The following is a 15,249-nucleotide window of genomic DNA, read 5'->3' on the forward strand; positions in this document are numbered from 1 at the left end:
ACCGAACAACTTCAAGCCGCCGACGTGGGCGACGGCGCTGACGGGATGCGACACCACTGAATGAGGGCGTCGCGACCATCGGAGTAGTACCCGGAACGGGTGCCTGCGGTGCGGAAACCGGCTTTGGCGTAAAGCGCCAGAGCGGCAACGTTGTCGCTGGCCACCTCGAGGGTGGCGTGCACGGCACCGTGCTGTCGTGCCCGTTGCAACAGTGCTTTCAAAAGCACATCTCCATGGCCGCTGCGACGCCTGTCGGGATCCACAGCCACCGTCGTGATATGCAGTTCATCTGCCACCATCCAGCCGCAGGCCACCCCCAACAGGGCATCGGCCTGTACAAGACCGATGCAGAGGCGCCGGGGGTCGTCCAGCTCACGCCGCCATTGCTCTGCGGTCCAGAGGCCGTTGAGCGCCCGTTGATCCAGTGCCAGACAGGCTTGCTGCCAGGACGGGTCAAGACGCAGGATCTGCGCAGTCGATCCGCCCCCTGCAGGGTCGATTCCTAGATTGCCCTTCGACGCCGCCACTCCGTGACCCAAACCATCACCAGTCAACGGCCCTTCGAGGCCAACCGGGATGCGGAGAGCCCCAATCGAAACCTGACCCCAATCACCACAGAACTCGACGACACCGACCGTCTTGTTGTGGGCGGGTGTCGTCTCAGCGATCTGGCAGAGCGTTACGGCACACCGTTGTATGTGCTGGACGAAGCCACCGTTCGGGCCACGTGCCGGGCCTACCGCCAGGCCCTGGAGAAGCATTACGCCGGGCCATCCCTGCCGATCTACGCCTCCAAAGCCAACAGCTCTCTGGTGATGAGCAGCCTGGCGGCCTCCGAGGGGCTGGGGCTGGATGCCGTGTCCGCCGGTGAATTGCTGACGGCCCTGCGGGGGGGGATGCCCGGGGATCGCATGGTGCTGCACGGCAACAACAAATCCGACGAAGAGCTGCTGCTCGCCTACGCCAACAAGGTGACGATCGTGGTGGACAACCAGCACGACCTCGACCGCCTCGCTGAACTGGTTCCTGCGGGATCGGAACCGGCTCGCCTGATGCTGCGCTTCACCCCCGGCATCGAGTGCCACACGCACGAATACATCCGCACCGGTCACCTGGACAGCAAGTTCGGCTTCGATCCCGACCAGGTGGAACCCGTGCTGCGCAGCCTGGTGGGACAGCCCTGGGCCCAACTCACCGGGCTGCACGCCCACATCGGATCCCAGATTTTTGAACTCGAGCCCCACCGGGATCTGGCGGCGGTGATGGCCGACAAGCTGAAACTGGCCCGTGACCTGGGCCATCCCGTGAGCGACCTCAACGTGGGCGGCGGCCTGGGAATTCGCTACGTGGAGTCGGACGACCCCCCGAGCATTGAGCAGTGGATCCAGGTAGTAGCCGAAGCCGTCACCACCGCTTGCCAGGAACGGGGCCTCGAGCTGCCGCGGTTGATGTGCGAACCGGGCCGTTCCCTGGTGGCGACCGCCGGCGTGACCCTGTATTCGGTGGGCTCGCGCAAAACGATCCCGAACGTGCGCACCTACGTGGCCATCGACGGTGGCATGAGCGACAACCCTCGCCCGATCACTTACCAGTCGCTCTACACCTGCCGCCTGGCCGATCGCCCCCTGGCCAAGCCAGACGAAAGCGTGAACCTAGTGGGCAAGCACTGCGAATCCGGCGATGTGCTGCTGAAGGACCTGCCCCTGCCCACCACCGAGAGTGGTGACATCGTCACCGTGTTTGCCACCGGTGCCTACAACGCCTCGATGAGTTCGAACTACAACCGGATCCCTAGGCCCGCTGCCGTTCTGGTGCACAACGGGGCAGCTGAACTGGTGCAGAAGCGGGAGCAGCCGGATGACCTGCTGCGCTACGACGTTTTGCCAGAACGATTCAACGCGTTACGTTGACGTCAGTGATGAGAAGGGTGGAGTGAACGTGTTGGCGGTGGTGGATCCGCGCCTGGTGCTCGACGTTCTCTTCGCCTCTTCCATCGGCTTTCTGCTTTTTTCCCGCGTCAACGAGCAGCGCACCCTCTGGCTGCTCCGGGGTTGGTTGTTTCTGGTGGCGATGGCCTGGTTCGTCCAGCGCTTCGCCAACCTGCCGCTCACCACAAAGCTGGTGGACGCGCTCGTCATGGCCTGTTCGCTCTCCCTGGCCATCCTTTGGCAAGGGGAGCTGCGGCGCCTGATGGAACTGCTGGGCACCGGCCGTCTGGCCGTGTTGCTGGGAAATCCACAGAAAGAGTTCAGCGCTTCGGCAGGCACCGTTAGCCAGATCACCGAGGCGGCGGGCCGGCTGTCGCAGTTGCGGCGTGGGGCCCTGATTGTGGTGGACCTGGGCAGCGACCTGAGGCCTGAGGACTTTCTCAATCCCGGCATCCCCATTGGTGCTGTGCTGAGTCGCGAGCTGATGCTCAACCTGTTTGCCTCCGACACCCCCCTCCACGACGGTGCCGTGCTGGTGCGGGGCAATCGCATCGAGTCGGCGGGGGTGATTCTTCCCCTGTCAAGGGACAGCGTGAGCCGTTTCGGCACCCGCCATCTGGCGGCCCTCGGCATCACCGAACGCTTCGATCGCTGCATCTGCATCGTGGTGTCGGAAGAAACCGGAACGCTGTCGCTGGCGAACCAAGGCAAGCTGGAACGACCGATCACCAGTTCCCGCCTCCAGGAACTGCTCAAGGAACTGTTCAGTACGGCCGAATCGATGCCTCCGGCACGGCGTACGGTGGGTAGCGCTCCGTCCGAATCGCTGTCTTGAGCCGCCCTCCGGCCACCAGCACTGACACGGCCGATCGTTCGCTTCTGCCTGCGGACCTCGACCCAGGTCGGCTCCCGCAGCACGTGGCCCTGATCATGGATGGCAACGGTCGCTGGGCGAAATCCCGGGGTTTGCCTCGCGTGATGGGGCATCGTGCCGGCGTTGAAGCGCTGAAGTCCACCCTGCGGCTGTGCAGCGACTGGGGCATCCAGGCCCTCACGGCCTATGCCTTCTCCACGGAGAACTGGTCGCGCCCGGGGGAGGAGGTGAATTTCCTGATGACCCTTTTCGAACGGGTGTTGCAGGCCGAACTGCAGGCTCTGGAGGCCGAACAGGTGCGGATCCGCTTTCTCGGCGATCTGAAAGCCCTGCCCCAGAAACTGCAGGAGCTGATTGCCGATGCCACGGCCCGCACGGCGGGCAACAACGGCATTCACTTCAACGTGTGCACCAACTACGGCGGACGACGGGAGCTGGTGCAGGCCGCTCAGCGGCTGGCCCAACGCGCTGCTGCGGGAGAGCTGGACCCCGACAGCATCGACGAGAACAGCATCGCCGCCGAACTGTTCACAGCTGGCGAACAGGATCCCGATCTGTTGATCCGCACCAGCGGCGAACATCGCATCAGCAATTTCCTGCTCTGGCAGCTGGCCTATGCCGAAATTCACGTCACCGATGTGCTCTGGCCTGACTTCAATGCCGATGCCTTGAAAGCCGCCCTGCTCGATTTCCAATGTCGCCACCGCCGCTTCGGCGGTCTTGATCCGATCCGCCCATGACCCTCAGCATCCGCCACGACTGGACCACCGAAGAGATCCAGACCCTGCTGGAACTTCCTTTGATGGAGCTGCTCTGGCAGGCCCAAACCGTGCATCGGGAAGCCAACCCTGGCTACCGGGTGCAGCTGGCCTCACTGCTGAGCGTGAAAACGGGGGGCTGCGAAGAAGACTGTGCCTACTGCTCTCAGTCGATCCACAACAGCAGTGACGTCACCGCCTTTGAGGCCCAGATGCAGGTGGAGCCGGTGCTTCAGCGGGCCCGGGCCGCCAAGGAAGCCGGTGCTGATCGTTTCTGCATGGGCTGGGCCTGGCGCGAGATCCGCGATGGCGCTCCCTTTGAGGCGATGCTCGAAATGGTGCGGGGGGTGCGCGGCATGGGGATGGAAGCCTGCGTGACCGCGGGGATGCTCACCGACCAGCAGGCGGAACGCTTGGCCCAAGCCGGCCTCACGGCCTACAACCACAACCTCGACACCAGCCCCGAGCACTACGACAGGATCATTTCCACCCGCACCTATCAGGAACGGCTGGAAACCCTGCAACGGGTGCGAAAGGCCGGCGTCACCCTCTGCTGCGGCGGCATCATCGGCATGGGTGAGACCCTGCGGGACCGCGCCTCCATGCTGCAGGTGCTGGCCAGCATGAACCCCCATCCCGAAAGCGTTCCGGTGAACGGCCTGGTGGCGGTGGAAGGCACCCCTTTGGAAGAGCAGGCTCCCTTCGAACCGCTGGAGCTGGTGCGGATGGTGGCGACCGCAAGGATCCTGATGCCCCATGCCCGGGTGCGGTTGAGCGCCGGCCGTGAATCGATGAGCCGGGAAGCGCAGATCCTCTGCCTGCAGGCGGGGGCCGATTCGATCTTCTACGGCGATGTTCTGCTCACCACCGGCAACCCGGATGTGGAGGCCGACCGCCAACTGCTCGCCGATGCGGGGGTGACCGCCAACTGGCATGAGGGCGCGGCGGCTCCGGCCAGCTGCTCGCCCCGCTGATCAGCTGCACCCATGTAACGATCATCCCACTGGCACACAGGCTGAGGGGGCGCAGGGCTAGACCGGAAACAGCCCTTCGATGAGGCGCCGTGATTGATCCCATCGTCATCCCCTCACTGCTCGGTCTGTTTGTTCTTTCGGTGATCCTGGAAGCGATCAAGGACGACAGGCAGCGTCACCACCATCACCGTTATTGAGATCCGGCCGGACAGGTCCTGCGGGGACCACCCCGACTGTCACCAACCGGAAACACTGCACAAAACACTCATTGTGGGTGGCATCCCGGTTGAGCTACACCGTGCTGGTCTGTGGCTCAGCCATGAAGATCGACAGCGCCAACGCTCAACCGATGGGAAGCCTGATCTTTGAAGGAGGGCACAAGCCCTTCCATGCCCTGGCCTGTCCCCTGAAGCCGGCTTCGGTGCGGATCAGCAGGAAAGCCTGAGGAGCAACAACGCGGTGGCACCCCCCGGCCTGATGCAGGCTGGAGGACTGTTGAACCGGTAAGAGCGTGGATCCAAGCAACCTGGAGCCTGTGCTGGCCAAGGACAGCCGACTCCTGGTGGCGGCGTTCTATGCCTTCACGCCCCTGGATGACGAGCGTCGGGAGGCATTGCTTAGCAGCTTGCCGAGCCTGGCTCGCGAAGGCAGCGTGCTCGGATCTGTGTTGGTGGCCCATGAAGGGGTGAATGGCACGATCAGCGGACCAGAGCACGGCGTTGATGCGCTGCTGGATCACCTGCGCGCCTCGTTGGATCTGGGCGACGACCACTACGCACGGCTCGAGGTGAAGCGCAGCTGGGCCGAACAACCGGTGTTCCGCCGTTTCAAGGCCCGCCGCAAAAAGGAGATCGTGACCATCGGCGTGGCCAGCGTGGATCCCAGCGCCAGCGTGGGCACCTATGTGGAACCCGAACACTGGAATGCCATGGTGGATGATCCCGACACCCTGGTGATCGACACCCGCAACAGCTACGAAACGGCGATCGGCAGCTTCGAGGGGGCCATCGACCCCAGCACCGAGAGCTTCCGCGACTTCCCGCACTGGGCAGAGTCCTCGCTGCGGCCCCTGATCAAAGAGAAGGGCAGCAAGCGCATCGCCATGTTCTGCACCGGCGGGATCCGCTGCGAAAAAGCCAGCAGCTACCTGCAGCAACAGGGTTTCGGAGAGGTGCACCACCTGCGGGGCGGCATCCTCAAGTACCTCGAGCAGGTGCCGGAAGCCGAAAGCCGCTGGCAAGGGGAGTGCTTTGTTTTTGATCAACGGGTGGCGTTGAACCACCGGCTGGAACCTGGAGAGCACAGCCTTTGCCACGCCTGCGGCCTGCCGGTGTCAGCCCAGCAACGCGAACTGCCGAGCTACATCAAAGGGGTGCAGTGCGTGCACTGCGTGGATCGCTTCAGCGATGCCGACCGGGAACGCTTCGCCATGCGGCAACGCCAGATTGATCAACGTCAGATCGATCAACACAACATCGACCAGCAACAGGCCTGAGCAGTCAGTCCGCATCGGACAATCCCTGCCAGGGACCACCCCGATGCCGTGCTGCCGATCCTTTACAGCTTTCGACGCTGCCCCTACGCCATGCGCGCCCGCTGGGCTCTGCTGGAGGCAGGACTGTTGGTTCAGTGGCGGGAAATCGCACTGAAGGCCAAACCGGCGGAGATGTTGGCGGTCTCCCCCAAGGCCACCGTGCCCGTGTTGGTGTTGCCGGACGGCAGCGTGATCGAAGAAAGCCTGGCGGTGATGCACTGGGCCCTGGATCAAGCAGACCCTCGCGAGCTGCGCAACGCCGGCGATGCCTCAGCGCTGATCGAGCAGAACGACGGTGCGTTCAAACATCATCTCGACCGGTTCAAATACACCGACCGCTACCCCGGCACCAACAAAGACGAGCAGCGCGCCGCCGGGCTGGCCATCCTTCAGGACTGGAACCAGAGGATCGCTGATCAGGGCTGGCTGCTGGGCAAGCGCTGCTCGCTGGCGGATGCCGCCCTCTGGCCGTTCGTGCGGCAGTGGCGGATCGCCGATCCCGAGGGATTCGACAACGACAACAGCCTGGAAGCTCTTCGCCAGTGGCTCCAGCACTTCCTCGAGGATCCCCGCTTTGAGCGGCTGATGCAGCGGGCCGACCCCTGGAATGCCGGGGGGCAACAACACCACTTCCCCGCCGATGCCGTGGCAGTTCCCAAGGATCAAGCCCTGTTTCACCTGGCCCTCAAGGCCGACTGGCAGGCCGCCCAGGCCAACGGCAGCTACCGCATCTCCACCCGGGGAATGAGCCTGGAGCAGGTGGGCTTCATCCACTGCTCCTGGCAAGAGCAGGTGCAGGCCACCTTTGAGCGGTTCTACGCCGACGCCGGCGAGGTGCTGCTGCTGGAGATTGATCCCGCCGCCGTGAACGCTCCCCTGCGGGCCGATGCCATCCCCACCGGCGAACTGTTCCCCCATCTCTACGGGCCGCTGCCTTTGAAGGCAGTGCGCTCGGTCGGCACCATGCCCGCGGCAGCATGACCGGACGACCATGACCGTGGCCAGATCCCAATCGATGCTTGAGCAACTGGAAGCCGAAGCCCGCGAACGGGACCTGCTGCTGCGGTTGCAGGTGGGCCGCCCCCTGGGGCTATGGAGCCTGCGGCTGGTGGTGGCCCAGCAAGGCTCCAGCGGCAACCTGCTGCTGCTGGGGGAAATGAAGGGATGGGCCTATTCCGCCGCCACAGGCCTGCAGCTCGACACGATGCGGGTGATGCCAAAGGCGCCTGCCGGCGTGGGTGATCTGATCTGGGCGGCCACCATGGCCTGGGCCCAGGAGGCCACCCCCTGCTCCCGGGCCCGATTGCTGGCCATCCGCGACGACGAACAGCAGCACCGCCGGCTGGTGCGTTACTTCCGCCAACGCGGCTTCAGCAAATCCCGCGATGTGGAAGCGGCGCTCTGGGATCTGCCCCTGCGGATGGTCTGGGGCGGCGCCGGGGCCCTGATGAGTGGTGATGTGGCCACCGTGCTGGAGCGCAGCCTGCGGGGCTGGCGTCAGTCGGCGGCGTGATAACTGCTGCGCACCAGCGGACCACTGCGCACCTGGGCAAAGCCCAGCTCTCGGGCCACCTCCGCCAGCTCATCGAACTCCTGGGGCGTCCAATAGCGGGCCACCGGAATGTGCACTAGTGAGGGGCGCAGGTACTGCCCCAGGGTGATCCGTTGGCAATCCACGCTGCGGAGATCCTTGAGGGTGGCAATTACCTCATCGCGGTTCTCGCCCAAGCCGAGCATCAGGCCACTCTTGGTGGGGATTTCCGGCGCAAGCTCACGGGCGGCCGCCAATAAACCCAGTGATCGTTCATAGGTGGCACCGCGGCGCACCTCCCCCTGCAACCGCTGCACCGTTTCCAGGTTGTGGTTGAAGCAAACCGGCTGGGCCGCCAGCACCGTGGCCAATCGCTCCCGTTGAGCCACCAACGCCTGATCGTGATCCGACACGCCCCCCCAGAAATCGGGGGTGAGCACTTCAAGGGCGATCAGCGGATTGCGGGCTCGGATCGCTGCCATGGTGCTGGTGAACAGGCTGGCGCCGTGATCGGCGAGATCATCGCGGGCCACCGCCGTGAGCACCACATAACGGAGCTGCATCGCCTCCACAGCATCGGCCACCCGCTCGGCTTCGGCGACATCCACCGGCATCGGGGCCTGACCCTTGTCCACCTGGCAGAAGGCACAGCTGCGGGTGCAGATCGATCCACCCAAGAGGAACGTCGCCGTTCCGGCGGCGTAGCACTCGCCGCGGTTAGGACAGCGCCCCTCCTCACAGATGGTGTGGAGACGGTTCTGCTTCACCAGCCCCTGCACCCGCTCCAATTGAGAGGCATTGCCGATCGGCCGCCGCAGCCAGTCCGGCAATCGCTCGGCAGGGGGGATGGCGCTGTACTTGCTCATACCGGCCGGCGCCCCTCAAGGGCGCGGCTGAGGGTGACCTCGTCTGCGTATTCCAGTTCGCTGCCCATCGGCAGGCCGTAGGCGATCCGGCTCACCGAGCAGAAGGGCTTCAGCAATCTCCCTAAATACAAGCTTGTGGTGTCCCCTTCCACGCTGGGGGTGAGGGCCAGGATCACCTCACTGATCTCCTCATTGGTGATGCGCTGCACCAATTCGGTGACGTGCAGCAGCTCCGGGCTAATGCCGTCCATTGGTGAGATCAGACCACCGAGCACGTGGTAGCGGCCCTGAAATTCACGGGTGCGCTCCAGGGCCAGAAGATCGCGGGAATCGGCCACCACGCAGATCACGCCGTTGCGGCGCTCGGGATTACGGCAGATCTCACATTCAGGATCGGCGGAGAGGTGGAAACAGGTTTGGCACTGGCCCACCTGGGTACGAGCCGCCAACAGGGCATCAGCGAACTGATGGATTTGCTCCTGCGGTTGGTTCAACAGATGCAACGCGAGCCGCTGGGCCGTGCGCGGACCGATGCCGGGCAGACGCTCGAACTGATCAATCAGCCGGGCCAACGGTTTGGTGAAGCCGCTCAGGGGTCTGCCGCCGATGCGGGAAATGTAGGAGTTGCGGAGATCATCTGCCGCAACAGGGGCCACGACCATCAGGCCACAACGGCAGAATGGCCCGTGGATTGATCGCCCCGCTGATGCAGCTCCTCCAGTCTCTGAGTCGCGTGATCGTTTGCGGCGTTCTGGCTCTGGTGCTGGGGGCCTGCGCGGCGGGACCAACGGCAGGGCTGCAGTCGTACCAGAGCCCGGATGGCCGTTTCGCCTTCCTCTATCCCACCGGATGGACCGAGGTGCAGGTGAGCAACGGCCCCCGGGTGGTGTTTCACGACCTGATCCACAGCGATGAAACCGTGAGCCTGATGATCAACAAGGTGAACGAAGACAACGAACTGAGTGAACTGGGCAGCGCCGTTGCCGTTGGCGAGCGCCTGCGCCGTGAAGTGATCGCCACCGCAGGCAGCGGCCGCACCGCCGAGCTGGTGGAAGCGCAGGAGCGTGAAGTGAATGGCCACACCTTCTACGACCTGGAGTACGCCGTGCACTTGGAAGACCGCGACCGCCACGAGTTGGCGACCGTCGTGGTGGACCGCGGCCGGCTCTATACCCTGGCCACAAGCGTCAATGAAGACCGCTGGGGCAAGGTGGGTGACCTCTGCGGCCGGGTGGTGCACTCACTGACCCTGCTGATTTGATCAGAACAGGAAGCGAAAACGCCGGCCGTTGTGGTCACCTGAATCGGCGCCAGTGCTCGAGTGCGCCGGCCACTCCGTATCCAGGTAGCTGATGCCGTCGGCATCGAACGGAACCGCCCTCAGGCTGGAGGCCTTCAGTTCGGTGGTGCCCATGGCGGTGACCAACCCGCCCAGTTCCATTGGCCCCAGATCCGTCTCCAACGCCTGCCCCGCCGCAGTGATCAAGGCCGGCAGGCGGATCAGATTCTGCGGTTGTTTCATCTGCTCAAACAGCCCCTTCAGCGCCAGCTGCTGCCGTTCCAGACGGCCGAAATCGCCGCGGCCGTCGTTGCGCCAACGAAGAAAGCCCTCCAGATCCTTGCCCTTCAGCAGCTGAGGTCCTGGCTGCAGGTCGATCAACAGGTTCTGACTGCGATCGACGTAGTACAGGCGCTTGGGAACATCCACTTCGATGCCCCCCACCAGGTTGGCCAGGGTTTCGATCGCATCCAGGCGCACCACGATGTGATGACGGATTGGGCGGTTCATCAGGCGCGACAACACCTGCTCCACCGCCTCCACACCGCCGTAGGCCATCAGCGCATTGAGCTTGATGCCGCCGAAGCCCTCGGCATCGATGTAGCTGTCGCGTGGGATCTGGGTGATCGATGTGGTGGTGCCATCCACCCGCACCGTGAAGATCACATCGGTGCTGCTACTGGTGCGGTCCCGGCCCAGCACCACCACCTCCCTGGCCCCGAAGCCTGTCCAACCGGCAAACGGGTTGGAAAGCGGCGCGGGCTGAAGCAGCGCGAAAGGTTGATCTGCCGTGCTGGATGGCGCCGTGATCAACCGGCTCAGCGGAACCGAAAGAATCAGGCCACCGCTGAGACCCGCCACCACAGCAGCAACCACCGGCCAATTGATGGCCTCAGATGACGCCTTAGCAGGGGGGGCTTGTGGCATGGAACACGTGCTGTGAGCATCTTGGCGCGCTCGTCCCATCTCGGGTAGAGGGGCGCAGGCCTCTGTTAAACCAACGGATCGCTGATCACCATCGAGGCGCAGGGGAGCTGACGGATCAATTTGCTAGTGCGATCACTGCCGGGAATCGGCAGACCGGCAACCCGCCTGCGCTGGGTGCGCAGGATCACCAGATCGTGTTCGCGACTGAGGCGATGAATGGCCCCGTCGATGCCGGGCCCCCGCACGATCACGATGTGGAACCGCTCCTCCGGAATCCCCGGCGGGCGCCAGCGGATCAGCTGCTGTTCCATCCAATGACGGTCCTGGCCACTGAAGCGGGGGTCGTGCACATGCAGCAGGGTGATCCGCACGCGCTGATCCTCCGGGGCTGAGTTGATCACCCGCAGCGCCAGTTCGAACTGCTCGCGGGCACTGGCGGAGAGGTCTTTGATCGGAACGAGGATCCGGCCCAGACCGCTATCGGTCTCACGGCCAAGATTCACCACCACCACCGGACAGTGGGCCGTGCGGCAGACCCCATCAACGATGTCGCCCATCAGCCAGGCCCGGAGTTGATCACTACGGGCTGCACCAATCAGCAACAGATCCGCGGCCTGCTCCAAGGCTGTGCGGCTCATGCCGCCGGCGATGTCTTCATCCAGCCGCAGCAGGCTGCGGGTGGGCACAGCCAACTGGGCGCCGATGCTCTCCGCCGTGCTGAGGCGTCCGCGCGCTGCCGCAACGGCCCGGTTCAAGCCACCGCGCATCTCCTCGAGGCTGGGATTCACCATCGCCAGGGGCAACAGCACACCTTCAGCCCCCGATGAGCCCTGCACCAGCCGAGCAGCCATGCTCAGCAACCCCTTCTCGGTGCTGGGGTTGGCCACCGGCACCACGATGCGCAGGGGGCGCTGCACCACCTCGTTAACGCCGTCCAGCACCGCCGCCTCCTCACCGAAGCTGACCGGCAACGCATCGGGGCTGGGATCCTTGAGCCGGGTCACCGACTGCTCAGTGATGATCGGCCCCAGGGTGGCGGTCACCACCATCACCGCCAGCACGCTGTTCAGCACGGTTTGATTGAGCAGGCCCGCCTGGTAGCCGATGAAGGCCGTGGCCAATGTCGCGGCCACCTTGGGCATCGTCAGCGACCACATCATCAGGATCTGGGCGCGGCGATAACCGAACAGCCGTCCGCTGACCCACGACGCCAGGCCCTTGCCGCCGATGGCGCCCACCAGCATCAGCGCGGTGAACTGAAAGTTGCCCAGGCTCTCGCCAAGGCTGCCCAGATCCAGCAGCAAGCCCAGATCGATGAAGAAGATCGGGATGAACAGCACGCCACCCACAAAGATCACCTGCTCCTTCACCCGGCCCTCAGGCAACACGGAATTCACCGCCAGACCAGCCAGGAAGGCGCCGACGATCTTCTCAACGCCGGCCAGCTCAGCCCCGAGGGAGGCCAGGAACAGGGCCACCAGAACAGCAAGCACCATCCGGTTTTCATCGCTGATGCCGCGCAGCACCAGGCGCCGGCCCAGCCAGCGGATGCCGATCACCACCACCAGAGCGAAGCCACCGATCTTGAGCAGCAGCAGGCCCAGGCCCAGCCCGCTGAGGCTGCCCTGGCCCAGCCCCAGCCCCACCGCCAGCAGCAGCAGAGCCACGATGTCGGTGAAGATCGTGCTGCCCACGCTCACCACCACCGACTCATCCTTCTGAGCGCCATAACTGCGCACGATCGGGTAACCCAAGGGGGTGTGGGTGGCCATCAGGGCGCCGAGCAACAGGCACGACACCGAGGCGAAGCCCGCCATCAGGCCGATCGACACGCCCGTGCCCACGCCGATCAACAGGATCAGCAGGCCATAGATGAACGAGCGGCGTTTGACCCGGTTGAACTCCTCCAGGTCGATCTCCAACCCCATGGTGAACAGCAGATACACCGCCCCGAGATCGGAAAGCAGCCGCACCGTTTCGCTGCTGCTGTCGACCCAGTTCAAGGCATGGGGGCCCACCACCACACCAGCCGCCAGCAACCCCACCAGGTCGGGCAGACCCAGCCGCCGGATCAACGGCGGCACCGCCGCACTGATCGCCACCAACAGCGAGAACACCCCGAGGGGGTGATGCATGACGTGGCTAATCGAGGCCTGCATGGCCATGGCTGCACCGCCGGCTTGCGGACCCAGCATGGTCGCGGGATCTGCCGGCAACAACAGCTGCTTCAGGAAGCGATAAGCCCTTCGCCGGCCTGCACCTGCCAGAGGTTGGTGTAGATCCCGCCCTGGTCCACAAGGCTGTCGTGGCTGCCCTGCTCCACAATCCGGCCCTGATCCATCACCACAATCCAATCGGCATGGCGCACCGTGCTGAGCCGGTGAGCGATCACCACAGTGGTGCGGTGCTGGGTGATCTGCGCCAAGGAGCGCTGGATGGCGGCTTCGGTGTCGTTATCCACCGCTGCAGTGGCTTCATCGAGCACCAGCACCGGCGCATCCTTGAGGATGGCGCGGGCCAAAGCGATGCGCTGACGCTGTCCGCCGGAGAGGCGCTGCCCCCGCTCCCCCACCAGGGTGTCGTAACCCTGGGGCAGGGCGTCGATGAAGCCAGCGGCTTCCGCCAGGCGAGCGGCCTGCTCAATTGCCACCGGATCGGGATCTGCAACGCCATAGGCGATGTTCTCGGCCACGGTGCCGTGGAAGAGGTAGACGTCCTGACTTACCAGAGCGATGCAGCGGCGCAGGTCCTGCAGCTGCAGGGTGTCGATGGGGACTCCATCAAGGCAGATGCGTCCTCCATCTCGCTCATAGAGCCGCAGCAGCAGCTTCACCACGGTGCTCTTGCCAGACCCCGTCGCACCGACGATGCCGAGGGTCGATCCCGCTGGCACGGTGAGATCGAAGCCCTGCAGCAGCGTTGATCGGCCGGCATAGGCGAAATCCACAGCTTCAAAGCGAATCTCACCCTTCAGCCGCTGCGGATCCACCGGCACTGTCCCGCCCTGGATCAACACCGGCGTATCGATCAGATCAAGCACCCGTTGCGTGGAGGCCATCGAGCGCTGGTACTCATCGAGGGTGCGGCCAATGGCGGTGAGCGGCCATAGCAGCCGCTGGGTGATGAACACCAGAACGCTGTAGGTGGCCACCGGCAGTTCCCCGGCCAGGGCCTTGAAACCACCGATCAACAGGATCGCCAGAAAGGCGAACAGAATCGCGAAGCGAATCAAGGGGATGAAGGCCGCCGAGAGACGAATCGCCCGGGCATTGCTCTGGCGGTAGGCCAGGCTTTCTGCCCGCAGGCGCTCCAGCTCCAGAGCCTCAGCGGTGAAACTCTTGATCGTGAGCACCCCCCCCAGGTTGTTGGCAAGCCGGGAGGCGAGGTCGCCCGCCCTTGCACGCACCTCCCGATAGCGCGGCGCCAGCTGGCGCTGGAAATGCAGCGAGCCCCAGAGAATCACCGGGATCGGCAGGTAGGCGAACAGGGCCACCTCCGGCGCCACCATCGCCATGCCGATGCCCACCACCAGCACGGTGGTGATCAACTGCAGGATCTGGTTGGCACCCCGATCCAAAAACCGTTCGAGCTGGTTGATGTCGTCATTGAGCACCGCCATCAGGCGACCGGTGTTGTCCTGCTCGAAAAAGGCCAGCTGCAGCTTCTGCAGATGGTCGTAGGCCTCGAGCCTGAGGCTGTGCTGCGTGGTTTGCGCCAGGTTGCGCCAGAGCACGTCGTAGAGGTATTCGAACAGCGACTCCGCCGCCCAGATCACAAAAGTGAGCAGGGCCAGACCCCACAGTTGCTGGCCGGCGGTCTTCAGACCGAAACCCGCCAGCACGGATTGCTCCTTGAGCAACACCACATCCATGGCCAAGCCGATCAAGATCGGCGGGGCCAGATCGAACAGCTTGTTGAGCAGGGAGCAGATCACTGCTGCAACCACCAGGCGGCGCTGCGGCGCCAGATGGCGCAACAACCGCATCAAGGGGGAGCGATTTCCTGAAGCTTTCCTGAGGGTTCGTTCCGACACGGTTTTCACCCCTGAAGACGCACTACAACGGAACCACAACTGAAGGAGGTGCCATGAGCCGATCAAGGTCGTTCAACCGCTTTCATCGCTACCTGGCACGGCAGAAACGCCGCGGACTGCGGGCTGTCTTGCCCCAGTTCCAGGACGCCCGTGAGCATCAGGAAAGCTCAGCCAACAGCAGCGATGGCGTGCTGCGTCGGCTGAGCTTGCGTGAAATGGAATTGGACCTGATGGAGGCCGAGGCCTGAGCCTCAGCCGCGGTAACCGCCGCCACCACCACGGGGGCCGCCGGAGCGCTCCCGAGGGGTCGCTTTGCTGACGCGGATCATGCGGCCCATCCACTCCACGTCCTGAAGATCGTCGATGGCTTTCTGCTCATCGGCATCGTTGACCATTTCGACGAAGGCGAAACCGCGTTTGCGGCCGGTCTCACGATCCAGGGGCAGGCTGCAGTTCTTGACCTCGCCGTACTCACTGAAGAGATCGAAGAGGTGCTCCTGCTCCGCCTGGAACGAAAGATTGCCGATGTAGATGGTCATGGACCG

17 protein-coding genes are annotated in these 15,249 nt (G+C 64.3%); 10 read left to right on the top strand and 7 right to left on the bottom strand.

What is annotated here, in order from left to right:
• Window positions 1-11: 11 nt before the first annotated feature.
• Window positions 12-527, bottom strand: a complete 516-nt coding sequence (gene rimI / locus DXY35_RS12070; protein ID WP_115082578.1) for a ribosomal protein S18-alanine N-acetyltransferase — start codon at window positions 525-527, stop codon at window positions 12-14.
• Between the two features lie 3 nt (window positions 528-530).
• Between rimI and lysA the strand changes: the two genes are divergently transcribed.
• From lysA to DXY35_RS12105, 8 genes are all read left to right on the top strand, one after another.
• On the top strand, window positions 531-1,910 hold the full coding sequence (lysA, locus tag DXY35_RS12075) for a diaminopimelate decarboxylase (protein WP_115082545.1): 1,380 nt from the start codon (window positions 531-533) through the stop codon (window positions 1,908-1,910).
• A 22-nt stretch (window positions 1,911-1,932) separates the two neighbouring features.
• Entirely contained in the window at window positions 1,933-2,763 is an 831-nt protein-coding gene (cdaA, locus tag DXY35_RS12080; RefSeq protein WP_115082546.1) for a diadenylate cyclase CdaA, read from the top strand.
• Window positions 2,760-3,542: an isoprenyl transferase gene (locus DXY35_RS12085; protein WP_115082547.1), complete on the top strand. Its 783-nt coding sequence runs from the start codon at window positions 2,760-2,762 to the stop codon at window positions 3,540-3,542. The genes cdaA and DXY35_RS12085 overlap by 4 nt, the downstream gene beginning before the upstream one ends.
• Window positions 3,539-4,534, top strand: coding sequence for a biotin synthase BioB (gene bioB / locus DXY35_RS12090; protein ID WP_115082548.1), 996 nt, complete (start codon window positions 3,539-3,541; stop codon window positions 4,532-4,534). Before DXY35_RS12085 ends, bioB begins: the two co-directional genes overlap by 4 nt.
• Before the next feature lie 274 nt (window positions 4,535-4,808).
• Window positions 4,809-4,979, top strand: coding sequence for a hypothetical protein (locus DXY35_RS12960; RefSeq protein WP_170950638.1), 171 nt, complete (start codon window positions 4,809-4,811; stop codon window positions 4,977-4,979).
• Window positions 4,980-5,045: 66 nt separating this feature from the next.
• Window positions 5,046-6,029, top strand: coding sequence for a rhodanese-related sulfurtransferase (locus tag DXY35_RS12095; RefSeq protein ID WP_115082549.1), 984 nt, complete (start codon window positions 5,046-5,048; stop codon window positions 6,027-6,029).
• A 48-nt stretch (window positions 6,030-6,077) separates the two neighbouring features.
• Window positions 6,078-7,049 carry a DUF952 domain-containing protein gene (locus DXY35_RS12100; protein ID WP_115082550.1) on the top strand — a complete coding sequence of 324 codons (972 nt, stop codon included), beginning with the start codon at window positions 6,078-6,080 and terminating at the stop codon, window positions 7,047-7,049.
• 34 nt (window positions 7,050-7,083) lie between these two features.
• Window positions 7,084-7,581: a hypothetical protein gene (locus DXY35_RS12105; protein WP_115082580.1), complete on the top strand. Its 498-nt coding sequence runs from the start codon at window positions 7,084-7,086 to the stop codon at window positions 7,579-7,581.
• Here the strand turns inward: DXY35_RS12105 and lipA are convergent.
• Together lipA and recR are read right to left on the bottom strand one after the other, a co-directional pair.
• On the bottom strand, window positions 7,566-8,465 hold the full coding sequence (lipA, locus tag DXY35_RS12110; protein WP_115082551.1) for a lipoyl synthase: 900 nt from the start codon (window positions 8,463-8,465) through the stop codon (window positions 7,566-7,568). The genes DXY35_RS12105 and lipA overlap by 16 nt on opposite strands.
• On the bottom strand, window positions 8,462-9,037 hold the full coding sequence (recR, locus tag DXY35_RS12115) for a recombination mediator RecR (RefSeq protein ID WP_170950649.1): 576 nt from the start codon (window positions 9,035-9,037) through the stop codon (window positions 8,462-8,464). Before recR ends, lipA begins: the two co-directional genes overlap by 4 nt.
• 134 nt (window positions 9,038-9,171) lie before the next feature.
• On the opposite strand from recR, the gene psbP reads away from it, so the two are divergent.
• Entirely contained in the window at window positions 9,172-9,726 is a 555-nt protein-coding gene (psbP, locus tag DXY35_RS12120; RefSeq protein ID WP_115082581.1) for a photosystem II reaction center PsbP, read from the top strand.
• On the opposite strand, the gene DXY35_RS12125 is transcribed toward psbP, so the two are convergent.
• From DXY35_RS12125 to DXY35_RS12135, 3 genes are all read right to left on the bottom strand, one after another.
• Window positions 9,727-10,671 (bottom strand): LCP family protein, encoded by a 945-nt coding sequence (locus tag DXY35_RS12125; protein ID WP_115082552.1) that lies wholly within the window; start codon window positions 10,669-10,671, stop codon window positions 9,727-9,729. It lies immediately after the preceding gene.
• 65 nt (window positions 10,672-10,736) lie between these two features.
• A complete protein-coding gene (locus DXY35_RS12130) occupies window positions 10,737-12,836 on the bottom strand; it encodes a cation:proton antiporter (protein ID WP_115082582.1) in 2,100 nt (699 codons plus the stop codon).
• A 62-nt stretch (window positions 12,837-12,898) separates the two neighbouring features.
• Window positions 12,899-14,656: an ABC transporter ATP-binding protein gene (locus tag DXY35_RS12135; protein WP_170950642.1), complete on the bottom strand. Its 1,758-nt coding sequence runs from the start codon at window positions 14,654-14,656 to the stop codon at window positions 12,899-12,901.
• 101 nt (window positions 14,657-14,757) lie between these two features.
• Here DXY35_RS12135 and DXY35_RS12140 point away from each other — a divergent pair, with 101 nt between their 5' ends.
• Window positions 14,758-14,952, top strand: coding sequence for a hypothetical protein (locus tag DXY35_RS12140; RefSeq protein ID WP_115082553.1), 195 nt, complete (start codon window positions 14,758-14,760; stop codon window positions 14,950-14,952).
• Window positions 14,953-14,955: 3 nt separating this feature from the next.
• Here DXY35_RS12140 and DXY35_RS12145 read toward each other — a convergent pair whose 3' ends face one another.
• Window positions 14,956-15,243 (bottom strand): RNA-binding protein, encoded by a 288-nt coding sequence (locus DXY35_RS12145; protein WP_011364605.1) that lies wholly within the window; start codon window positions 15,241-15,243, stop codon window positions 14,956-14,958.
• Window positions 15,244-15,249 lie beyond the last annotated feature (6 nt).

It is taken from the genome of Synechococcus sp. N32 (assembly GCF_900473895.1).
In the GTDB taxonomy this organism is placed as follows: Bacteria; Cyanobacteriota; Cyanobacteriia; order PCC-6307; family Cyanobiaceae; genus Parasynechococcus.